Here is a 22,120-nt window from a genome sequence, read left to right on the forward strand (position 1 = left end):
TCGCGGGCCGCTCTGGTCGAAATTTGTAGCGCCTATCGCACGCGACCCTGTGCGAGGCTTGAGTCATATTCATGCAACCTAGATCCCCCTCCATGCCTCGTCCTCCCCTCTCCGCAGTTGTCATCTCTTACAACAGGGTCGACACCATTCGGGCGTGCTTGACGGCGCTTGCCTTCGCGGACGAGTTGATCGTGGTCGACAAGTCCTCTGACGATGGGACTGCCGCAATCGCGTCTGAAATTGCAGACAAGGTCTACGTCGCACCATGGTCGCCGGTCGTAGAAGAAACTCGCGCCTTCGCGATCGCTCGCTGCACTCATGATTGGATCCTGTGCCTGGACGACGACGAGTGTCTAAGCGTCGAGGCGATTAGATTCATCCAGCAGGAGCTCGACGCACCTCGGGCAGACACCTATTTTCTGCCGCAGCGGCACTACATCTGCGGAGTACATGACGAGGCAGCCTACTACTGGCCCGACGAGCAGGCTAGGTTCTTCCGTAGGGGAGCCGTCGATTTTCAGCCCACAGTGCACGGCGGCACGATCTTCAAGTCCACTAAGGTTTACCGGATCCCGCCGGACGATGGGGTCTGCATCCACCATCTGTCGCATCGCAATGTGCATCACTGGATTGAAAAGACCAATCGATACACATCACAACCCGATCGCATTCGGCCCGAACCATCGCCGCTTTCAATTGCCCCGGCAGCCAAGAGCGCAATCGATCTGTGGCTGGGTCGCACAAAGAGCGGTCCGACGGACGGCTACCCCGAGGCGATGGCAGTGCTGCGAGCCATCTACGACATAGTCGATCGACTGAAAATCTGGGAGGCCGATCACGGACTAGGAACTGCTGAGCTTCTGCAGCAAAAGAGCGACGAACTGATTCGCGCTTATTCCAACGAATTCCGAGACCTGCCGCGCGCCAAAGCGCGGTTGCAACGATCTCCAACGGAGTTCGTGCAAGAAGTGAATATCGCGTCCGATCAAACTGCGCGGGAAGGAACGCAGGACGTCACAAGCTTGCGAGATGCGCTGCGCCAAGTAGTCGCCATGGCCGAACTGGCCGATAAAAACGCCCATCAGGCCCAAGCGGACCTGCGCGAGCTTCTCGACGCCAATCGCAAGTATCACGAGATGGATTCGGCTCGCCTCCACTCCGAACAGACTGAATTGCGCGAGCAGTTGCTCAAGATGGAGATCTTGTTAGCGACCGAAGGCGAACGACTAGCGAATCTAAAGGCGGAGCAGCTCACGATTCTCAATCAAGCTCAGCATATCGAGGCAGTCAACGCGATCTTGAATGAGCGATTGGGCGCTCACCAACGGTCGCTGAGCTGGCGCGTCACAGCGCCGGCGCGCGCACTCTCAGCACGTCATCCCGGTGTTCTCTCCGCCTTGAGACAGTTCTCTGCAGCGCATCCGACGATTCGTCGCACTCTCGGCCGCGGAGTGCGTTTGATCAAACGATCGATCCTTCCCTCTTCGCCGGTTGCGGAGCAGGCGCCAACCTCCGCGCCAGCAACTGAACAGGCGCTTGAACAAACCGTTGAGCGTCCCATCGATGTGAGCCAGGCTCGAGTATGGTTCTATGTGGGGGACACGCTCGAGTGGCTGATGCATCACGACCATCTCACGGGCGTCGGCAAGGTTTCGACAGAGCTCTTCGCGTCTAACCTACTCAGGGGAACGGAGGCGCTGCCAGCATGCACCCTCGGCGAGTCGGATTCCGGCCTAATCGCCGTGGGGCAGACGCAGGTAGCCGCCTTGAGCAGCCATTCGCTTACGAGCGATGGGAAGCGCTTCATGGAAAACTTGCGCTCCACCCCTGCAATGTTGCGTGCGCCGAGGCGCGGTGATCACATCTTCTTCTCAGGTGCCGTGTGGGGGCCAAGCTACAGCGCCCTCTTCGAAAAGCTGAATGCCAACGGCATCAGCTTCAGCGTCTTGATCCACGACATCATCCCAATCGAAAGGCCCGACCTAGTAGGGCCGGAGTATGAGCAGCTCTTCCGAGACTGGCTGAAAGTCGCAGTCGCGCGAGCCGAGCGTCTGTTCGTGTCGAATCATTTTGTCGAGACCCAACTCTCCAGGTGGACGGTGATTGCCGGCATCGAGCGACCACTTCGTATTCACCCGATCATGTTTGGGATGGACAAACCCAAGGACCTGAATAAGACAGAAACAACACCGGGAGCACTGGACAAGGTCGACCTTTCGCGCTTCGTTCTGTGTGTAGGAACGATTGACAAGCGCAAGAACCAGCGCCTTGCCTGTGAGGCTTGGGCAAGACTCGCGAAGGAATTCAGGAACGAGCTTCCTCAACTGGTGCTTGTCGGTCGGGCAGACCTTGATGTCGGTGAAATCAGTGCCGAAGTGCGCGAGCTGATTTCGCAAGACAAGATCCTCGTGCTCTCCGGTATCGACGATGCCTCGCTCGCACAGCTCTACAGTGAGTGCCTTTTCACGGTGTTTCCTTCTGTCAGCGAGGGCTATGGGCTTCCTGTTGCCGAAAGTCTCGCGTACGGGAAGCTGTGCATCTGCGCCAATCTCGAGCCCTTAAAGGAGCATGCCGGCGCGCTGCCGTGGTATTTCGTCTCAAATGACCTTGAAGACGCATGCGCTCGGATCCGAGAGGCCATCGCCGACCACGAGGCTCGATCGAAGGCGGAGGACCGAATTGCGAAGGAGTTCGTCCGACCAACTTGGGAAGTCACTCTGAAAGCGGTGACTGAATCGCTGAATGGTGTCCTGGGAACCGTTCCAAGGTCATGCGAACAAGCTAACTTCCCCATCGCACTCACGGTTCCGGAATCGGACATTTTGGCCAATGCTCGACGCTGGTGCACGTTCGAATCGCCCGAGGTTTCGATCTTGATCGTTAACTGGAACGCCGCACCGCTCACGCGGGCTTGTCTGCGCCATATCTGGGCAAACACGACAGATGTGTCATACGAAATCATCGTCGCGGACAACGGAAGCTCGCGCGAAGATCTTGACCTACTGGACTTCGCGGGCACGGGCGTGAAATTGCTCAAACTGGGCACCAACCGCTTCTTCGGCGAGGCAAACAATATTGCGGCTGAAGCAGCAACTGGACGGTACGTCTGCCTGCTGAACAACGATGCTTTCGTGGAGCAGGGGTGGCTGACGGGCTTGCTCGACGGGCTGCGCGAGTGGCCGAAGGCAGGAGCGGTCGGCCCGATGTTCCTCTTCGCCGACGGCACAGTTCAAGAGATTGGCGGCTTCATTAACGCGGACGGCTTCCCCGAGCGCATGGGCCGCGGCGCTGCGGCGCCCAGTCCGGAGCTTCTCACGCCACGTCTCGTCGACTACATCTCGGCTGCGGCCCTTCTGGTTGAGAAGCAGCTCTTCCTGTCGGTGGGCGGTTTTGACTTGGCCTACGAGCCCGCTTACTACGAGGACACCGATCTGTGCTTCAAGTTGACATCCATCGGCCGGCCCATCCTGTGCTGGCCTTCAGTTGCCGTAACGCATATTGAGGGCGCATCAAGCAACCATAGTGAAATTGCCATCGCGCGACGCAACGCACTAGGCGATCTGAACCGCGACAAGTTCACGGGCCGATGGGGCCACTATCTGAAGAATCGTACGGCCGCGAATCTGCAGCAAGCTGCCCACAGCTTCACGCACACTGATCTGCTGATCCCGCAGGCCAGCCAGCATGCTCGAAACAAACCGAGGGCCTTCCTATATTCACCTTTCGCGCTCACGCCTGGCGGCGGAGAAAGGTATCTACTGACTTTAGCTGCCGTCCTCGCTCAAACCTACGAGGTGACCATCGGGACCCCGCATCCTTACAGCCATATGCGGCTCATCAGCCTCGGCCGAGAGTTTCAGGTCGATCTAACCTCGTGCAGGCTCGTCACTGCCAACAAGCCCGATGCGCTCTCAGCTCCCGAACTGATGGTAACCCTGGGCAATCATGTGGTTCCGCCGATTGCAGGATTTGCTGCCCGCAATGTCTATATTTGCCAGTTCCCCTTCCCGATGCCGGAAAAGGTTAAGGACGAAGGCCGGAAACTGCTGGCGTCCTACGATGAATTTATCGCATATTCCGCGTATGCAAAGTCGCATATCTTCTCCTCGTTGAGTGCCAATCAATTGCCGGCCCGACCGATTAGTGTCGTACATCCGGCAGTAGCACCAATGCGAGGCGACGCTGAGTCAAAGCGCAATGTCATACTTTCCGTCGGCCGATTCTTTACCGGCGGACACAACAAGCGCCACGATTTGATGATCGAGACTTTCAAGGAGGTCGCGAAGCGCAACGGCAATGTCGAGCTACACCTCGTCGGCTCTTCCATTCCGGATCCGACTCAGTTGGACTACCTTTCGCGACTTAAGAAGATGGCACAAGGCATTCCGGTGGTTTTCCATGTCAATGCCACGCCAGAGAAGCTCGCTTCGCTATACGCTGAATCTGCGATCTACTGGCATGCTGCAGGGATGGGTGGCGATCTCGCATCCCAGCCCGAGGCGGCGGAGCATTTCGGCATCAGCCTCGTTGAGGCCATGTCGGCCGGCTGCGTTTCGCTCGCATTCAATTCCGGAGGACCGCGCGAAATCATCGAGGATGGACTGAACGGATTCCTATTCAGTTCCGCAGCGGAACTAGCCAACAAGACTGTCGACCTGTTGCAGCCGAACGCCCAAGCGCACCGAATCGAGATTGCTAGTGCAGCGCAGCGGCGCGCACGCGACTTCTCGCACGCTCGCTTTGCAGAAATGCTCCTCGAACTCATCGACCGAAGCAATGATGCGTCGGAGACTTCCTTGACGAATGCGGCATTGGCGGAATCGAAGTGAAAGCTGTCTCGTACAACTCCCGATCGAACGAGGGATTCGACGGGACCCACACGATGTCCTCGGTATTCGCACTGCGTTTCGGCGATTCAGTCGCTCTGCTCTTGATCGCGCTCGTGTTGGGCGCGACCTCAATTCATCTGGGCGGAGATGGCTCTCCCGACTTTCGCATTTACCACTTCTACAACGGCTACGCAGCCGCATCCGGTGGGAGACCTCAGGACATCGCCGCTGCGCAACTACAGACCTATTTCTTCCCGGGAATGGATGTTCTGTACTACTGGCTGACAACGTGGCTGAACGAGATGCCGCGGACGCTGAGGGCTGTACTCGCCATACCGTACGTTATCGCGGCAACGTGCGTATATGTGCTCGCCAGAGCCGTGCTGCCGCAGGATTGGCCGTGGCGCAGGTTGATCTCGATCGCTGTGGCACTGTTTGGAGTATGCGGAGCGGCCAGCCTTCCGACTCTGGGTACATCGATGAGCGACATCACCCCCGGGATGTTCGTGCTCTTGGGCTTGTGCAGCTTTCTATACTTTGACCCATCGAGGAAGGACGCTGCCGTACTCCTGAGCGGTCTTTTCTGCGGCGTCGCGGTCGGGTTGAAGCTCACCAGCGCACCGTTGTTCATCGGTTTTGCTGTTGCCATTGCCGTTTCTCGCTGGCTCGCAGGAGATAGATGGTTCCGCGGAATCCTCCTCTTCTGCATGATCGGCGGCCTGACCATCGTCGCTATTGGCGGGGCGTGGTGGTGGCGAAACTACACCCTCTACGGAAATCCGTTGTTTCCGGCCTTCAACGACATCTTCAAGTCGGATCTTGTCGAATGGGGTCGCTGGTCCGATGACCGCTTCAAGCCGCGCAACGGGCTGATGGCGCTGTTCTATCCGTTCTATTGGGCGTTCGTCCCTTCCGGCCTGGCCATCGAGTTGGCAACTCGTGACGCCAGAATGGCCCTCGCGTATATCTGCGTACCAGTCATCGCCGCGGTCGGATTGTTCCGACGTTCGAGGAAGGCGAATAGTCGTCTGGACCTGATCTTTTATATCTTCCTCCCAATCTTCTACGCGGTCTCGTTCGTTTTATGGGAACGGTTGCTCTCGATCTATCGCTACTTGGCGGTCCTCGAATCTCTATCGGGACTGCTGCTCCTTCTCGCCCTTCTGCCCGCGGTCAAAGCACTGAAGCGGCATGGCCTCAATGTCCTCCTGCTTCTGATCATGTGCTTGGTTTCAATCACGGCCGTCTATCCGTGGTGGAGCCGGTCCAGTCCCGCGAAGGAAGCGGTAGCCATTGGGCCGCTCCCCTCTCTCCCGCCTGCTAGTACGGTAGTGTTCCTGGACGCCTACGCGATGTCCTATCTGGTGCCCTTCTTCCCCGCGGACACTCGATTCATCGGCGCCAACAACAACATTGTTCACCCGGGTGACCGGGGTATGCTGCAGCGGCGTGTCGAGACCGCCATTCGTTCTGCCCCTGGCACCATCTGGGGCCTCGAGTTTCCGCCGGCATTTCCTGGCATGGCAGATGCAACGCTCCTTCACTATGGGCTCACACGAGTCCAGCCCTGCAGTCAGCTGCGGTCGAATATCGAGGATGGCATCCTACTGATGTGCGAACTCCGGCCCAAGGCCCTTTCACCTTAAACGGTGCGATGTGCTTGGTTAATTAATCTAGACTTTGAAAAATAGATATATGACGAAACGTGCAGTAGTCACAGGGATCACCGGACAAGACGGCGCATATCTTGCGGAATTACTTTTGAGCAAAGGCTACGTTGTTTACGGAACCTTTAGGCGCACCAGCTCCGTAAATTTCTGGAGAATTGAAGAGCTGGGAATCAACAAGAATCCCAATCTGATTCTCTATGAGCATGATTTGACAGATCTTGGCAGCTCTCTGTCTCTTATCAAGGATGCCGAACCGGATGAAGTCTACAACCTCGCCGCACAGAGCTTTGTTGGCGTCAGCTTCAGCCAACCAGATGCTACGGCTCAAATCACCGGAATGGGTGCACTTCACCTACTGGAAGCAATTCGCTTGCTCAACCCCAAGATCCGGTTCTATCAGGCCTCCACTTCTGAAATGTTCGGCAAAGTGCAGGCTATTCCCCAAACCGAGGAGACGCCGTTTTATCCCAGAAGTCCATATGGCGTCGCAAAACTCTTTGCGCACTGGATGACCATCAACTACAGCGAAAGCTACGGAATTTTTGGATGCAGTGGCATCCTGTTCAATCACGAAAGCCCCCTCCGTGGACGCGAATTCGTGACCCGCAAGATCACGGACGGCGTTGCAAAGATTCGGCTCGGAAAGATCGACGTACTGGAACTCGGAAATCTTGGTGCCCAGCGAGATTGGGGATTTGCCAAAGAATATGTCGAAGGAATGTGGCGGATGCTGCAAGTCGACACGCCTGATAACTACGTTCTTGCAACGAATCGCACCGAAACTGTCCGTAGTTTCGTTGATATGGCGTTTCGTGCTGCTGGTTATGAATTGCGATTCGAAGGCGAAGAACAAGACGAAGTCGGCATCGATACCAAAACGGGAAAAGCCTTGGTTCGCGTCAACCCCAAGTTCTACCGCCCAGCCGAAGTTGATCTTCTGATCGGAAATCCTGCCAAGGCAAAGGAAAAGCTCGGATGGGAGGCAAGAACGACTCTCGAACAACTCTGCACCATGATGGTTGAAGCCGACCTTCGCCGAAACACCCAAGGTCATTCCTTTTGACAGTCGACTGAAATGGAAAGCAGAACCCCCGATAAGCTGTATAGAGGCAGACGCATTGCCCTGGTAGTCCCGTGTTTCAATGAAGAAGCGGCGATTCGATCAGTCATTCAATCATTCAGACTGTCGCTGCCAAGTCTGGATATCTACGTATTCGACAACAACTCCGAAGATCGTACTGCCGAGATTGCGCGCGAAGAAGGTGCCACCGTCCTGTCCGTCAAGATGCGCGGCAAAGGAAACGTGGTGCGTCGCATGTTCGCCGACGTCGATGCGGACATCTATCTGATGGTGGATGGAGACGCAACCTACGACGCTGCAGCCGCCCCACAACTGGTCGATAAGCTGATTGACGAGCAATTGGACATGGTGGTCGGCTGTCGTCAGGCCGAACACGCAGAAGCGGCATACCGATCAGGCCATCAATGGGGCAACAAGATGCTGACGGGAAGCGTCGTGCGAATCTTTGGCGGTATGTTCACGGACATGTTGTCCGGCTATCGGGCATTCTCGCGGCGATACGCGAAGTCGTTTCCGGCCCTATCTCATGGCTTTGAGACCGAAACCGAGTTGACCGTCCACGCGCTCGAGCTCCGAATGCCCTATGGAGAAGTCATGACGGCCTATGGCGCGAGACCTGAAGGCTCTGTGAGCAAGCTATCCACGTACAGGGACGGTTGGCGAATTCTCAAAACAATTGCCAAGCTTTATGTCAGCGAGCGTCCGTTTTCGTTCTTCGGCCTGTGTTCGTTGCTTCTGGCAGCCGTTTCGATCATTCTGGCCATTCCGATCTTCATCGAATATTTTCAGCACGGTATCGTGCCGAGGTTTCCTACTGCAATTCTTTCGGCCTCTCTCATGCTCGCAGCCATGCAGTCGTTTGCTTGCGGATTGATCTTGGTTACCGTCACCCGTGGCCGGCATGAAGCCAAGCAGTTGGCCTATCTTTCAGTTGGGGACGCCGCTGGTCGCGGTTATTGATGCAGCAGTCACTAATCGCCTCGCGAGGCGATTTGATTTATGGTTCATGCCTTGGCTGCCGCGCTGGGGACCGGATATTCCGCAGCCGCAAGAACCTCAAGGGGTAGCGAAATAACTCATCCCGCCCGTCGTCGTAATGCGCGGAGGGGCGCGGTGATCTTCCAGCTCTTCGATCTCAGCATAGCGGCGACTTCACTCAAGGCTTCTCGCTCCTTGGCCTCGGAAGCCGATAACGCAATACTGAGACGCGCGATTTCCGCGCGTAGGTCGTGTCCCGTGGCCCGCAATTCAGCGATTTCGCGCAGGTCAGTCTCGTGCTGCTGCTCGAGTTGGATGTACCGCCGACTCTTTCGCCAATAGAGCTGCAGAAAGTCCTCGATCTGAGACTCATCGAAGGCACCGACGATGACCATGTATTTGAATCCAAGCACATGGTCGCGCAGCACCTCGAAGCCCTCTGCCTCGTCGTGAAGGTTCTTTGCCTCATCGACGTGGAAGGCATAGAGCACAGGAAACACTGAACGTAGGAAGTCGAGATACTGAGGTACGCTCGAGCGCTGAAAGGCATTCAGGCACCAATGATTGAGTTCCAGCGTGACTACCGGGCGGTGATTGGCAATCGTCTCGGCCAAACCAATCACAACGTCCTGTTCGAAACCTTCGACATCGATCTTGATGAAGTCAACCCGCTCTATGCCGTGCTCGCGTACGTAGTCGTCGCCGCGCAGAATCCGAATCCGCTCTTTCTGGTGTCCAACCTGGCCGGCGTCGGCGTTGCTGGTGGAGACAAAGCCACCTGAGCGATTCTCGGGGTTGAAGACCAGATCAAACTCAGCGGCTTTCGAGCCGAGCCCGACGTTCTCTGCTTGCACGTTCTGCAAACCGGACTGGGCGATATTCCTCGCAAGAAGGGCGTAGGTCCGGCTGCCGGGTTCAAATGCGAAAACCTTAGAAGCCGTCTGGCCAACAAGAAGGGATGTGCACCCGATGTTCGCGCCAACGTCGAGCGCCACGTCGCCGGGCTTCACGATGGCTTTAAAGAGCGCGACAGTGTGCGGCTCGAAGACACCGTTCATCTCGTCGAGATAGGCATCGTCGGTCGTTACCTCGAAAGTCTGCCGTCCCACGCGAAGCGGCCTCGTAGTCTCTTTCCCCTCGGTCATCCTGTCTCCTCGCTTTCGAATAACTGAGTCTAGCGTTTTGGCATACGCAGAGCTTTTCGAGAAAAGCGCACAGAGTGGAGACTCGGAACAACGCTCCCTCCGGTCAGGCTCGGCCGTCTGGTTCAGCGTTCCTTACCCTCGAGTATCGCGATCGCATCGTCAACGTCTGCCGTGTTCGCGAGACCGTCGAAAACAGGCTGGTTGACTTCGATGAATTGCCAGACCATCGAGCGCGTGCCATGCGGAATTGCTTCAGTGATCTTAGAGACAGTCAGGTTCGGCCCCCACCGCAAGCGGTAGGTCTCCGCGAAATACTCCGAGAACCCATTGCGCTCAATGCAGTCCATGAAGCTGTCGCCGATCACGTAGGTCTTGGGAAGCAGGCCCTGATTCGATGGATCGCTGGTGGTCACCTTTTCGTAGGCGCCTACGTTGAAATCCCGCTTAAAGCCCTTCGGCACCTTCCAGTTGTCGTGTGTGAAGATCGACACCTCAGTCAGCGGGTGGAAGAGAGGCATGAACAGGGCGACGCCTCCGCTGAACTCGCGAGTGTCGTATTTAAGCTCATGGCTCCACGGCGATTGTGCTCGGCCCTCTATGCGCCCGATCTCGGCCACCATCGCCTTAGCGGTCGAGAAGGAGGCAGGATCATTCCAATGAAAGTCTGTCCGGTGGAAGATCGGGCGCACTTTCTCGTCGGCGCGCAGCAGCGCTGTCGTATCGATGAACGTGAGGTTGGGGATGGCCGCGATCTGTTCGATGAACGAATCGATGCGACGGAGCGGGGTTCTCGATGCGACGTCGTCCGGCAGCTTCTCAGGAAAGAAGCGATCCCCTAGGAGGTTCACCGACACGATGAGACGGATGCCCTTCCTGTCCAGCGCCTCGGCGTAGTGCTGTAGGTTGCGAACCATTGCTGGCTGTGCGGCTTCGAGCTTGCGCTCGATCGTCGGCTTGTTGTTGTCCAGGGTGTTGCGATAAAAGAGATAGCCATCCTTGCCGATATGTACCCGGTCGGAGAACCTGAAGACGCGATAGTCGATTTCGGCCTTGATCCGGATCATCAGGGACCGAAGCCCAAAGTGATCCGAGAACCAGGCATTGGCCCGAGCAGGCAACTTGCTCAGATCATCGGTCTTGGGCTCGGGCGCAAGGAAGCGTTGCTCGTTGACTGGCTCATCCGATGCGATACGGGTCAGCATCTGGATGCCAGGCAGGAGCGTGAGCGCCAGGAACGCGCCGATGAAGAGCATGCGAGAGGTAGCGCGCATCTCAGAACCGGAAATAGATGAAGGGATTGAAGCCATTGGCCGCGATGAGCACCGCGGAGTAGGCGAACAGGACCAGCGCGCCGGCCGAGAGCAGGGGGCCGGCGAAAGGTCGCCGCTCGGTTGCCCACAGGCCGTGGTCCAGTCGAGGCGGCAGGAGCGCGATCACGGTGCCGAGGCACAGGCAAAGGGCCTTGTCGGGTGTCACGACGTTCCAGACGTCCTCAATTGTTGGGGCCGACGATAGCCCGGCCATAGCCGCCAGGTACTGCATGGCCCCATGCGCAGATTGGGCCCGGAAGAAGACCCAGCCAATCATGACCAGCACGAAGGTGACTGCCCACCCGCTGAGCCCATGCGGTACCAGGTTGAACCGGTTCTTTGCCACGCGCTCGATGACCAGCAGCGCCCCATGAAAGAGACCCCAGATCAGGAACGTGTACGCAGCGCCGTGCCACAGGCCGCAAAGAGTGAAGACGATCAGCAAGTTGAGGTAGGTATTGATCGGTCCCGCCCGATTGCCGCCAAGCGGGATGTAGACGTAGTCCCGGAACCAACGCGACAGGGTCATGTGCCATCGACGCCAGAACTCGGTAATGCTCTGCGAGCGGTAGGGCTGGTCAAAATTCTCCGGGAATTTGAATCCGAGCATGCGGCCCATGCCGATCGCCATGTCGGAGTAGCCCGAGAAGTCGAAGAAGATCTGCAGCGTGTAGGCGAGGATGCCCACCCAGGCCGCGGCCATGGTGAGTTCGTTGGCAGGCACGCCGAACATTCGATCGGCGATCATGCCGACGTTGTCGCCAATGATCATCTTCTTGGCGAGGCCCACGCAGAAGCGAATCAGCCCTTCGTGGACATCGACGAGTCGGATGGGCCGGTCCGTAATCTCGTGCGCGACTTCGACGTAGCGCACGATGGGGCCGGCGATGAGTTGCGGGAAGAGGGAGTGGTACATGCCGAAGCCGACGGGGCCTGGTGCCGGATTAGAGTGGCGCCGATAGATGTCGACGATGTACGAGATGCCTTGGAAGGTAAAGAAAGAAATGCCGGCCGGCAGAACGATCGCGCTCGGCGTCCAGGATGCACCGACTGCGTCGGCTGCAGCGCCTTGCAAGAAGTTCCAGTATTTGTAGTAGACGAGCGGGGCCAGATTGGCGATGACGCCGAAGGTTAGGATCAGATGCGCTCGCTTGCCGGGGGGCGTAGCGTGAAGCGCATTCCCGACAACGGCGTTGAGGATGACCGAGCCCAGCAGGACCGCAGTGACAAAGCCAGCATCCACGAAGTAGAACGCAAAGCTCGCCAACATCAGGAACGCGTTGCGCGAGCCCTTCGGCATCGCGAAGTACAGCATGAAGACCAGGGGCATGAAGAAGAAAAGGAACCCCGGGGAGCTGAAAGTCATTTATGTTGTCCCGTCCACTCTCACTAGCACGCAATATTAGTAATCGGGCGTTTGACGCGAGCGCTGATCACTCCGCCTTACAGTGGCTGCCCGCCGCGCGTTGCAGCGGCGCTCGGTTAACCCTTGGGCCCGACTAACTGTCGGCCTCAACGCCCGCGCGATGCCGGATCGTCATCGTCTCGCTCCCCCTTCTTTGTGAAAGCGCATTGATTAATCGGCTGCCAGCCGAAGATCTCAATGCGGTCCCGGTAAATGTTGGTAAAGGCATCGACAGCGATCTTCGGGCTGCCCAATGTGAGGTTTGCATTTGAGCCGGCTCCGCCCATGTAGTCGTCGCAAATCAGCAGACCGCCCGGCTTGAGGGCGCGGAACCCAAGTATTAGATCCTCGAGGACATCCGCGGCACGGTGCGAGCCGTCAACATAGACAAAGTCGCAACGTTTTCCGTCTGTGACGAACTTCGAAAGGAAGTCGAAGGAGTAGCCCTTGTAGACCTCGACTCGCAGGCCGTGCGGCTGGTCCATGATGTTGTGCTTGAACTTGCAGTAGTAGCCGTCCGACTGATCCGCATCTGCGAATACGTCAACGCAAATCAGCTTGCTGGCCGGATGGCGAAACTGATTCTCGAGCAGCCAGAGGGCCGAGCGTCCTTCGTAGGAACCAATCTCAATGCCGAGATTGTCAGGTGATTCGGGGTTCCATCCGATCAGGTGAAAGAACTTAGTCCAAGCCGGCGTGTTATGGCTGAACCAGTCACTGCTGAACTCCGGGGTAAATCCAGCCCGTTCTTGCGGCGCGGCGACCGGTGTAGATGCAGTGGGCGTCGCAGGCTCGGGCGAGCGCTTGAAGATCGAAAACATTTCCTACTCCTATATTGGGCGCGCGTCACGTGCCTCCTAGACCTCGCGGAACCGGGTCAGATGGACGAAGCTGCGGCTGAGATGGCGCCAAAGAGACTTGCCCCACTTCTCGTACTAAGTCCGGCGCTTTGCTCGTCACGACTGCAGCTCACACGCGCCCCCACATACCCGCAACCGGATTGACTTTCGCCCAACCTTTCAGACGAATACGTCGGCGTCGCTCAACCTCTTCCCTTGGGCGTCCTTGGCTGACAATTGAGGAGCCTCCCCAACGTCAGGCCATGCGATTGCGATCGCGGGGTCATTCCATGAGATTGCGCGCTCATGCGCAGGCGCATAGAAATCGGTCGTCTTGTAGAGAAAGTCCGCAGAATCGCTGAGCACCAGAAAGCCATGGGCAAATCCTTCTGGCACCCAGAACTGCCTGTTGTTCTCCTCAGTAAGCTCGACACCCACCCACTGTCCAAATGTCGCCGAAGACTTCCGAATATCGACCGCGACATCAAAGACCGCTCCGCGTGTCACGCGAACCAACTTGCCTTGCGGCTGCTGCAGCTGGTAGTGCAGCCCACGCAGAACGCCCTTCCTCGATCGAGAATGGTTGTCCTGAACAAAGGCGACATGCCTACCTAGAGCTTCATCGAATACCTTTTGATTAAAGCTCTCGAAGAAGAATCCACGCGCGTCGCCGAACACCTTCGGCTCGAAGATCAAAACCTCGGGAATCGAGGTGGCTGTGACTCTCATCAGCGAACCTCTTCCGCCAACAGGTGCTTGAGGTATTTCCCGTAGCCGCTTTTCTCGAGCGGCGCCGCGAGGCGGGTCAGTTGCTCTCGATCGATGAATCCGTTGCGCCAAGCCACTTCTTCCGGACAGGCGATCTTCAGTCCCTGACGATGCTCGAGCGTCGCAATGAACTGCCCGGCTTCTAGGAGGCTCTCGTGCGTCCCGGTGTCAAGCCACGCATAGCCGCGCTGCATGATCTGGACATTGAGTTGCCCACGCTCAAGGTAGCCCTGATTGACCGCAGTGATCTCCAACTCGCCGCGCGCACTCGGCTTCACCGCCTTCGCAATATCGACGACCTGGTTGTCATAGAAGTACAGCCCCGTCACTGCATAGCTGCTCTTCGGCTTGGCAGGCTTCTCCTCGATGCTGCTGGCCTTGCCGTTCGAATCGAAGGCCACCACGCCATACCGCTCTGGATCGTGCACGTGATAGGCGAACACCGTCGCGCCAGCCTGCGCGCTGTCTGCATCCGAAAGAAGATGAACAAAGTCGTGGCCATAGAAGATGTTGTCGCCCAACACCAGCGCGCTTGGCGAATTGCCTACGAACTTGTCCCCAATGATGAACGCCTGCGCCAACCCGTCCGGAGTCGGCTGCACCGCGTACTGCAAGTTGATGCCCCACTGGCTTCCATCGCCGAGCAACTGCTGGAAACGCGGCGTGTCCTGCGGCGTGCTGATGATGAGGATGTCCCGCATGCCGCCCAGCATCAGGGTGCTCAGCGGGTAATAGATCATCGGCTTGTCATACACCGGCAGCAGTTGCTTGCTCATCGCCAGCGTCGCTGGGTGCAACCGGGTGCCGGAGCCGCCGGCGAGGATGATGCCTTTGCGTTGAGTCATTCTGTCTGGTCTCTTGTTGTGTTTAGAGAGTTTCGGCGAGCATGCGCGCCACCCCGCGCTGCCACTCGGGCAGCTTGATTCCGAAGGTGCTTTGCACCTTGTCCGTATTCAGCCGTGAGTTGTGCGGACGCTTCGCGGGCGTAGGGAATGCGCTGGTCGGCACGGGGTCGACAGCCGCCGGTGAAGCCTTCAGCTCGACACCTGCCGCCTGCGCCTGCTCGAGCACAAACCGCGCGTATCCATGCCAGGTCGTCTCCCCGCCGGCCACCAGGTGGTAGAGGCCGACCTTCGCAGGATCCAGAAGGGATGCGCGGATGGCGATCGACGTGACATCGGCCAGCAGCTCGGCTCCAGTCGGCGCACCGAACTGGTCGTCGATGACGGTGAGCCTTTCGCGCTCCTTCGCAAGGCGGAGCATCGTCTTCGCGAAGTTGCCGCCGCGTGCGGCGTAGACCCAGCTGGTGCGGAAGATCAGGTGTCGTGCGCAGTGCTGTGCAACCAACTCCTCGCCCTCCAGCTTGGTACTGCCGTAGACGCTGAGCGGTCCGGTCGCATCGTCTTCTTTCCATGGCTTCGTGCCGCTACCGTCGAAAACGTAGTCGGTCGAGTAGTGCACCATCAGCGCACCGATCTGCTGCGCCGCTTTCGCAACAACGCCGGGGGACGTCGCATTGAGCTTGCGCGCCAAGTCGGGCTCGCTCTCGGCCTTGTCGACGGCGGTGTGCGCCGCGGCATTCACGATCACGTTCGGGCGAACCTGGAGAACGGTGTCTGCCAGGGCTTCAGGTTGGCTGAAATCGGCATGCATTTCGGTGCTGTCGAAATCGAGCGCCACGAGGTCGCCCAACGGCGCCAGGCTGCGTTGCAGTTCCCAGCCGACCTGGCCGCCCTTGCCGAACAGAAGGATCTTCATGCGGTCGTCGCGCCCCCATATTGCTTCTGCACCCAATCGCGGTACGACCCGCTCTGCACGTTGCGCACCCATTCGCCGTGGGCCAGGTACCACTCGACGGTCTTGCGGATGCCCGTGTCGAAGGTTTCTGCCGGCTTCCAGGCCAGCTCACGCTCGAGCTTGCGCGCATCGATCGCATAGCGGCGGTCATGCCCGGGGCGGTCGGTCACGTAGGTGATCTGCTCCGCGTAGCTCTTGCCATCCGCACGGGGACGCAGTTCGTCGAGCAGCGCGCAGATCGTCTTCACGATCTCGATGTTCGGCTTCTCGTTCCAGCCGCCGACGTTGTAGGTCTCGCCAAGCCGCCCGCCCTCGAGCACCCGGCGGATCGCACTGCAGTGATCCTTGACGTAGAGCCAATCGCGCACCTGCATACCGTCGCCGTAGACCGGAAGGGCCTTGCCCGCCAGTGCGTTGACGATCATCAGCGGAATGAGCTTCTCGGGGAAATGGAACGGCCCGTAGTTGTTCGAGCAATTCGTGGTGAGCACGGGCAGGCCATACGTGTGGTGCCACGCGCGCACGAGATGGTCGCTCGCGGCCTTGCTCGCGGAGTAAGGGCTGTTGGGCTCGTATTTGTTCTCTTCGGTGAAAGCGGGGTCAGAGGGCTTGAGAGAGCCATAGACCTCGTCCGTCGACACGTGGAGAAAACGGAAGGCGTCTTTCTGGTCGGCCGGCAGACTTGTCCAGTAGCCGCGCACCGACTCCAGCAACCGGAACGTGCCCAGCACATTGGTCTGCACGAAATCCTCGGGGCCATGGATCGAACGATCCACATGGGACTCGGCCGCGAAATTCACGACTGCGCGAGGCTTGTGCTCGGCCAGCAGCTTGTCGACGAGAGCGCTGTCGCCAATGTCACCGCGGACGAAGACGTGCTTTGGATTGCCATCGAGCGATGAAAGCGTCTCGAGATTGCCGGCATAGGTGAGCTTGTCGAGATTGACGACGGGCTCGGTGCCTTGCGCAATCCAGTCCAGTACGAAATTGGCGCCGATGAAGCCGGCGCCGCCGGTGACCAGGATCATGTGGGTCCCTCTTTGTTGTCGAAATAATCGCCTGCCGGCGGGTCAAGCGGGGCATTATCCCATTCGAAGAATGTTTCAATTCGAAGCTAGACCGCTGCCTCTACACGAGGCCACCCCTCCAGGTCTAGATTCTTCCGATCACCCAAAGGAATGACCATGGCTGCATCCGACGACGACAAATCCACCGACCGCATCAAAGACTCCGCCCAGCAAATCTGGCTCGCCGGCCTCGGCGCCTTCGCCAAGATGCAGCAGGAGGGCAGCAAGGCATTCGAGGCGCTGGTGAAGGACGGCGTCGGCGTGCAGAAGCGGACGCAGCAGGCCGCCGAAGAAACGCTGGCCCAGGCCCAGGCGCGCATGACAGGCTTTGCCAACGAGTTCAGCAATCGGGCGGCTGGCGGCTGGGGCAAGCTCGAGAACATCTTCGAGGATCGCGTCGCGCGTGCGCTCGAGAAGTTGGGCATGCCGTCGGCGCAGGAGGTGGCGGCGCTCCAGGCGCGCGTCGAGGCGCTCGAAGCGGAACTGAAGCGGCGCGATGGCGCCGCCAAGCCCGCGCGGGCCGCGGCGCGCAAGACGGCACCGCGCAAGTCTGCCGACACCGCATCCAAGCCCTCGCAGCGCCACAAGTCCACTGGTGGCTGAAGGGGTCTGACGCTGCCCTGACCTCGCACGCAGCCGCGCGATCGGCCGTGAATCCGCGCCCCATCGTCGAGGACTTGCGCTAGAGTCTCCGCCAGAGACAACCCCCGGGGCTACGACATGGCCAAGAAAGCGCCACGCCGCACTGCACAACGGATCCTCGAAGCCGCACTTGACCTGTTCAATCGCTTCGGGGAGCCGAACGTTTCAACGACGCTCGTAGCCAGCGAGCTCAATATCAGTCCCGGCAATCTCTACTACCACTACCCGGCCAAGGACGAGCTGATCAACCGGCTCTACGAGGGTTACGAGGCCGAGCTCAACGAATTGCTGCATGCCAGCGAGGGCGTGCACGATGTAGAGGATGCGTGGTTCTTCATGCACAGCCTGTTCGAGCTGATCTGGCGCTACCGCTTTCTGTACCGCGATCTCAACGACCTCCTGAGCAAGAACCGGCACCTCGAAACGCAGTTTCAAGTAGTACTAAAGAACAAAGCGCGCGCCATTCGAACCCTTCTTGCCGGCCTCAGCCGCGCCGGACATCTCGACATCGAAGCGCCCGAGGTCGACACGCTTGCGCAAAGCATGGTGGTGGTGCTGACCTATTGGCTCAGCTACGAGTACGTGCGCAATCCTCGCGAAGCACTGGAGCCCGCACATGCACAGGGTGCGCTGCTGCGCGGCGCGCACCATACGCTGCACCTGATGGCGCCCTATCTTGCGCAGGAGCAGCGGAGGCATTTGCTGACACTTAGCAACGCCTATTCGGGCGAAGATCAAACAGCGACGGTCTGACCTCACTCCCCCGACGAATGACGCCATCGGATCTTCATCCCACCACCGTGCAGGCTGCCGGCAGCGGCAACCCGTCCGGCGCGTGGACCCGGCTGCCCTATCGGGACAGCCCGCGTTTCGATGCCGCCAGCCTGCTCGCGAAATGGGACCGACTGCACGCCGGCCAATGGGTGCAGCCACCTGCGCCCGGGCCGTTGGTTGACGGCTGGGCGCTCTATCACAGCGGGGAATTCGAGCAGGCCGTCGCGCTGGCGCTGAAGCAGGGACCCGACGGGTTGGCGCTGGCGAACCAGGCCACCGCGGTCTACGCGAACTACCTCGAGCCGCGCGAAGCTGTACGGCTCGCGCTGTTCAAGCAGGTGACCGAGCGGGCCGCCACGCAGGCGTCCGCCGAGCCGGACAACTGTCAGGCGCTTTACTGGCAGGCCTATGCATTGGGTCGCTACAGCCAAGGCATCAGCGTCGCCCGCGCGCTGGCGCAGGGACTGGGATCGAAGGTCAAGGGCGCGCTCGAGCGTGTGATCGAGCTGGAACCGCGCCATGCCGATGCACACATCGCGCTGGGCGCCTTCCATGCCGAGGTCATCGACAAGGTCGGCAGCCTGGTCGGGCGCATGACCTACGGGGTGCGTGCTGAAACGTCGGTCGAGTTGTTCGAGCGCGGCCTGCAGCTGAACCCGCATTCAGCCAGCGCGCTGATGGAATATGCTCGCGGCCTGTTGATGCTGCACGGCGATTCGCGCATGGCCGAAGCGACGCGACTGTACGAGAAGGCGGCCGGTCTCGAACCCGCCGACGCGCGCGAGCGCCTGGACGTGGAGCTGGCGCGCGCGGGGCTTTCGGACTAGGCCCATTTCCGCCGGCCTGCCGGTGTGTTCACCTCAGATTCATCCGAATACGGCACCTTCGGGGCGGCTTCGCAGGGGCAAGGTCCCGTCTCGACAACGCCACTTTTGATTTCCTGCCTGCCAACGATTCATGAAAACGATAGCCCATCAGGGTTTGGGCGCGACTGCCGCCGAGACTGACTCCCGACGGAATACCCCGGCCACGCCGGGTCCACGCAGCGCCGCCACCTGGACTTCGCTGGGCCTTCTTGCGCTTCTCGTGCTCGTTGGCCTCGTCTGGTTCGCCACGCTCGGCACCCGTTCCCTCGTGAGCCCCGACGAAGGCCGCTACGCCTCGCTGGCGCTCGAGATGGCGCGCAGCGGCGACTGGGTCACCCCGCGGCTGAACGGCCTCCTCTATTTCGAGAAGCCGATCCTGCAGTACTGGATCGGCGCGCTGGCCTTCCTCGGTTTCGGCGTGTCGGAATTCACCGCACGGCTGTGGCCGGGCGTGGCGGGTTTCCTCACGTTGCTGGCCGTTGGCTTCACCGCTGGCCGCCTCTGGGGTCGCGAGGCCGGCATCCAGGCGCTGGCGGTTGCGGCGTCGATGACCTGGATCATCGGCAACAGCCACTTCCTCACGCTCGATACCGGCCTGACCCTGTTCCTCACGCTGGCGCTGTGCGCCGTGCTGTTGGCGCACGCCAATCCCGAGCCGCGCGCCCGCCGCCGCTGGATCTGGCTGGCCTGGGCTGCGATGGCCGGCGCCGTGCTGAGCAAGGGACTCGTCGGCATCGTCATCCCCGGCGCGGTGCTGGTCGTTGTCAGCCTGTGGCGGCGCGACGCAGGGTTATGGCGGGGGATGCACTGGGCTTCGGGCCTGGTGATCTTCTTTGCGCTCGCGGCGCCATGGTTCGTGCTGGTCTCGATGCGCAACCCGAGCTTCGCCGAGTTCTTCTTCATCCACGAGCACTTCGCTCGGTATCTGACGCAAGTGCATCAGCGTGAAGGCGCATGGTGGTACTACGTGCCATTCCTGCTGGGCGGAATGCTGCCCTGGACGGGCGCGCTGCCTTGGCTGTTCCGCAAAGACCCTGCCGCTCAGAATGGACCGTCACGCATCCAGACGCGCGACGTGCTGCTCGTCTGGTGCGCCTTCATCTTCCTGTTCTTCAGCGCGTCCGGCTCCAAGCTGCCTTCCTACATCCTCCCGATGTTCCCGGCGCTGGCCTTGCTGGTGACCATGCAGCTGCGCAACGCTGCCCCTTCGACGCTCCGCTGGCACCTGCTGCTGCCAACGCTCGCATGGGTTCTGCTGCTTGCGCTGGCGATCAATCCCGCGCGCTTCGCTTCCGTCAACTCTCCGATCGAAGTGCTGCAGCCGCTCGCCAATGCGGCACGGCTGGGCGCGGTGATCTTCCTCGTCGGCGCACTGGCTGCATGGTGGTGCCTCGGACGGCGCAAAGTCACGGTGGCCGTCCTGTGCGTCGCCTTCGCGCATCTGATTGCGAGCTCGATGGTCATCCAGGCGCACAACACCTACGGCCAGCTCAAGAGCGCAGCACCGCTTGCCGCGGCACTGCAATCGAAAATCACGCCGGACACGCCCGTCTTCGCCGTCCGCACCTATGACCAGACGCTTCCGTTCTATCTCGGCCGCAACGTGGTTCTGGTCGACTACGAAGACGAATTCACCCTGGGCCAAACAGTGGAACCGCAGCGGTGGATCAAGACCCTCGACGAATTCGCCGCAAAGTGGCAATCCCTGCCGCAGGCGGCTGCCTACATGACCAAGCCGACCTGGCTGGAGCTCCAGCAGCGCGGCTTGCCGATGCACATCGTGTTCGAAGACCAGCGACGTGTCGTCGTCCTCAAGAAATGACAAACCAAACCTTTCTTCCCTTCACCCGCCCCTCGATCGACGAGCGCACGATCGCCGAGGTTGGCGAGGTGCTGCGTTCCGGCTGGATCACGACCGGCCCCAAGTGCGCTCAGCTCGAAGCCGCGCTGTCGGAGCGTCTGGGCGGCCGGCCGGTCCGCCTCGTCAACTCCGGCACGGCCTCGCTCGAACTCGGGCTGCGGCTGTGCGGCATCGGGCCCGGCGACGAAGTCATCACCACCCCGCTGAGCTGGGTCGCGACCGCCAACGTCGTGCTCGCCGTCGGCGCCACGCCTGTGTTCGTCGATGCCGATCCGGTCACCCGCAACATCGACCTGAGCCAGGTCCAGCGCGCCATCACGCCGCGTACCCGCGCGCTGATTCCGGTCGATCTGGCCGGACTGCCGGTCGATCGCGACCTGCTGAACGCCCTCGCCCAGAAGCATGGATTGCGCGTGATCGAAGACGCGGCGCAGTCCTTCGGCTCTCGCTGGGGCGATCGCGAGATCGGCAGCTTCGGCGACCTGGTCTCGTTCAGCTTCCACGCCAACAAGAACTTCACGACCTCCGAAGGCGGCTGCCTGGTCCTCAACAACGAGGAAGAGGCGCGGCAGTTCGAGAAGCTGCGTCTGCAGGGCGTGACGCGCCTTCCGGACGGAGGCATGGAAGTCGAGGCCTGGGGCAGCAAGGCCAACCTGACCGACGTGGCCGCCGCGATCGGCCTCGGCCAGATTCGCCAGGTCGATGACTTCAACCGCCGGCGGCGCGAGCTCGCTGAACGCTATTTCGCCCGCTGGGATCCGGCGCTCGGCTTCGCCCTGCCGCCAAGGGACGTCGAAGGCCACGGCAACTGGCACATGTTCCAACCGCTGCTGCCGGCCCGGCTCGCACCGCGCCGCGGCGAATTCATCGCCGGCATGAAGGCGCAAGGTATCGGCGTTGGCGTGCACTACCCGGCGATGCATCTCTTTTCGCTGTTCCGGCAGCGCGGCCATGCGGCTGGCGACTTTCCGGTGGCCGAGGACATCGGCGCGCGCACGATCACGCTGCCGCTCTTCCCGGCGATGACCGACGCCGACGTGGACCGCGTGATCGACGCGGTCGCCACGGTGACCGCCGCACTGTCCTGA

General features: G+C 60.0%; 17 protein-coding genes. 9 read left to right on the forward strand and 8 right to left on the reverse strand.

Going from position 1 to position 22,120, the window contains the following annotated elements; translation table 11 throughout:
* Positions 1–92 precede the first annotated feature (92 nt).
* From FHW64_RS21080 to FHW64_RS21095, 4 genes are read left to right on the forward strand one after another with little or no spacing between them, the layout of a single operon-like run.
* Complete coding sequence (locus FHW64_RS21080) at positions 93–4,829, forward strand: glycosyltransferase (protein ID WP_184529825.1); 4,737 nt, start codon at positions 93–95, stop codon at positions 4,827–4,829.
* Positions 4,826–6,475: a hypothetical protein gene (locus FHW64_RS21085; RefSeq protein WP_184529827.1), complete on the forward strand. Its 1,650-nt coding sequence runs from the start codon at positions 4,826–4,828 to the stop codon at positions 6,473–6,475. Before FHW64_RS21080 ends, FHW64_RS21085 begins: the two co-directional genes overlap by 4 nt.
* 49 nt (positions 6,476–6,524) lie before the next feature.
* Positions 6,525–7,562, forward strand: coding sequence for a GDP-mannose 4,6-dehydratase (gene gmd, locus FHW64_RS21090; protein ID WP_184529829.1), 1,038 nt, complete (start codon positions 6,525–6,527; stop codon positions 7,560–7,562).
* Between the two features lie 12 nt (positions 7,563–7,574).
* Complete coding sequence (locus FHW64_RS21095) at positions 7,575–8,540, forward strand: glycosyltransferase (protein WP_184529831.1); 966 nt, start codon at positions 7,575–7,577, stop codon at positions 8,538–8,540.
* Positions 8,541–8,656: 116 nt separating this feature from the next.
* On the opposite strand, the gene FHW64_RS21100 is transcribed toward FHW64_RS21095, so the two are convergent.
* The 8 genes from FHW64_RS21100 to rfbB form a co-directional block, all read right to left on the reverse strand.
* Entirely contained in the window at positions 8,657–9,703 is a 1,047-nt protein-coding gene (locus tag FHW64_RS21100) for an FkbM family methyltransferase (RefSeq protein WP_184529833.1), read from the reverse strand.
* 122 nt (positions 9,704–9,825) lie between these two features.
* Positions 9,826–10,956 carry an alginate O-acetyltransferase AlgX-related protein gene (locus FHW64_RS21105; RefSeq protein ID WP_184529835.1) on the reverse strand — a complete coding sequence of 377 codons (1,131 nt, stop codon included), beginning with the start codon at positions 10,954–10,956 and terminating at the stop codon, positions 9,826–9,828.
* 19 nt (positions 10,957–10,975) lie between these two features.
* Entirely contained in the window at positions 10,976–12,379 is a 1,404-nt protein-coding gene (locus FHW64_RS21110; RefSeq protein WP_184529837.1) for an MBOAT family protein, read from the reverse strand.
* Between the two features lie 146 nt (positions 12,380–12,525).
* Positions 12,526–13,239: a class I SAM-dependent methyltransferase gene (locus FHW64_RS21115; RefSeq protein WP_184529839.1), complete on the reverse strand. Its 714-nt coding sequence runs from the start codon at positions 13,237–13,239 to the stop codon at positions 12,526–12,528.
* A 198-nt stretch (positions 13,240–13,437) separates the two neighbouring features.
* Positions 13,438–13,986 carry a dTDP-4-dehydrorhamnose 3,5-epimerase gene (gene rfbC, locus FHW64_RS21120; protein WP_184529840.1) on the reverse strand — a complete coding sequence of 183 codons (549 nt, stop codon included), beginning with the start codon at positions 13,984–13,986 and terminating at the stop codon, positions 13,438–13,440.
* Positions 13,986–14,870: a glucose-1-phosphate thymidylyltransferase RfbA gene (rfbA, locus tag FHW64_RS21125; protein ID WP_184529841.1), complete on the reverse strand. Its 885-nt coding sequence runs from the start codon at positions 14,868–14,870 to the stop codon at positions 13,986–13,988. The genes rfbC and rfbA overlap by 1 nt, the downstream gene beginning before the upstream one ends.
* A gap of 22 nt (positions 14,871–14,892) precedes the next feature.
* Complete coding sequence (rfbD, locus tag FHW64_RS21130) at positions 14,893–15,783, reverse strand: dTDP-4-dehydrorhamnose reductase (RefSeq protein ID WP_184529842.1); 891 nt, start codon at positions 15,781–15,783, stop codon at positions 14,893–14,895.
* Positions 15,780–16,850, reverse strand: coding sequence for a dTDP-glucose 4,6-dehydratase (gene rfbB, locus FHW64_RS21135; protein WP_184529843.1), 1,071 nt, complete (start codon positions 16,848–16,850; stop codon positions 15,780–15,782). The genes rfbD and rfbB overlap by 4 nt, the downstream gene beginning before the upstream one ends.
* A gap of 156 nt (positions 16,851–17,006) precedes the next feature.
* On the opposite strand from rfbB, the gene FHW64_RS21140 reads away from it, so the two are divergent.
* The 5 genes from FHW64_RS21140 (at position 17,007) to FHW64_RS21160 (ending at position 22,120) form a co-directional block, all read left to right on the forward strand.
* Positions 17,007–17,492: a phasin family protein gene (locus tag FHW64_RS21140; protein WP_184529844.1), complete on the forward strand. Its 486-nt coding sequence runs from the start codon at positions 17,007–17,009 to the stop codon at positions 17,490–17,492.
* A gap of 117 nt (positions 17,493–17,609) precedes the next feature.
* A complete protein-coding gene (locus FHW64_RS21145) occupies positions 17,610–18,284 on the forward strand; it encodes a TetR/AcrR family transcriptional regulator (RefSeq protein ID WP_184529845.1) in 675 nt (224 codons plus the stop codon).
* 17 nt (positions 18,285–18,301) lie between these two features.
* Entirely contained in the window at positions 18,302–19,132 is an 831-nt protein-coding gene (locus FHW64_RS21150; protein ID WP_260305986.1) for a hypothetical protein, read from the forward strand.
* 130 nt (positions 19,133–19,262) lie between these two features.
* Positions 19,263–20,993 (forward strand): glycosyltransferase family 39 protein, encoded by a 1,731-nt coding sequence (locus FHW64_RS21155; protein ID WP_184529846.1) that lies wholly within the window; start codon positions 19,263–19,265, stop codon positions 20,991–20,993.
* Positions 20,990–22,120 carry a DegT/DnrJ/EryC1/StrS aminotransferase family protein gene (locus tag FHW64_RS21160; protein WP_184529848.1) on the forward strand — a complete coding sequence of 377 codons (1,131 nt, stop codon included), beginning with the start codon at positions 20,990–20,992 and terminating at the stop codon, positions 22,118–22,120. The genes FHW64_RS21155 and FHW64_RS21160 overlap by 4 nt, the downstream gene beginning before the upstream one ends.

It is taken from the genome of Variovorax sp. Sphag1AA (genome assembly GCF_014192575.1).
GTDB lineage: Bacteria > Pseudomonadota > Gammaproteobacteria > Burkholderiales > Burkholderiaceae_C > Variovorax.

Coding starts and splice junctions, on each gene's coding strand:
- FHW64_RS21110 (WP_184529837.1), bottom strand. CDS start 12,379: ATGACTTTCAGCTCCCCGGGGTTCCTTTTCTTCTTCATGCCCCTGGTC.
- FHW64_RS21150 (WP_260305986.1), top strand. CDS start 18,302: ATGACGCCATCGGATCTTCATCCCACCACCGTGCAGGCTGCCGGCAGC.
- rfbA (WP_184529841.1), bottom strand. CDS start 14,870: ATGACTCAACGCAAAGGCATCATCCTCGCCGGCGGCTCCGGCACCCGG.
- gmd (WP_184529829.1), top strand. CDS start 6,525: ATGACGAAACGTGCAGTAGTCACAGGGATCACCGGACAAGACGGCGCA.
- FHW64_RS21095 (WP_184529831.1), top strand. CDS start 7,575: ATGGAAAGCAGAACCCCCGATAAGCTGTATAGAGGCAGACGCATTGCC.
- FHW64_RS21155 (WP_184529846.1), top strand. CDS start 19,263: ATGAAAACGATAGCCCATCAGGGTTTGGGCGCGACTGCCGCCGAGACT.
- FHW64_RS21080 (WP_184529825.1), top strand. CDS start 93: ATGCCTCGTCCTCCCCTCTCCGCAGTTGTCATCTCTTACAACAGGGTC.
- FHW64_RS21140 (WP_184529844.1), top strand. CDS start 17,007: ATGGCTGCATCCGACGACGACAAATCCACCGACCGCATCAAAGACTCC.
- FHW64_RS21145 (WP_184529845.1), top strand. CDS start 17,610: ATGGCCAAGAAAGCGCCACGCCGCACTGCACAACGGATCCTCGAAGCC.
- rfbD (WP_184529842.1), bottom strand. CDS start 15,783: ATGAAGATCCTTCTGTTCGGCAAGGGCGGCCAGGTCGGCTGGGAACTG.
- FHW64_RS21160 (WP_184529848.1), top strand. CDS start 20,990: ATGACAAACCAAACCTTTCTTCCCTTCACCCGCCCCTCGATCGACGAG.
- rfbB (WP_184529843.1), bottom strand. CDS start 16,850: ATGATCCTGGTCACCGGCGGCGCCGGCTTCATCGGCGCCAATTTCGTA.
- FHW64_RS21115 (WP_184529839.1), bottom strand. CDS start 13,239: ATGTTTTCGATCTTCAAGCGCTCGCCCGAGCCTGCGACGCCCACTGCA.
- FHW64_RS21105 (WP_184529835.1), bottom strand. CDS start 10,956: ATGCTCTTCATCGGCGCGTTCCTGGCGCTCACGCTCCTGCCTGGCATC.
- rfbC (WP_184529840.1), bottom strand. CDS start 13,986: ATGAGAGTCACAGCCACCTCGATTCCCGAGGTTTTGATCTTCGAGCCG.
- FHW64_RS21100 (WP_184529833.1), bottom strand. CDS start 9,703: ATGACCGAGGGGAAAGAGACTACGAGGCCGCTTCGCGTGGGACGGCAG.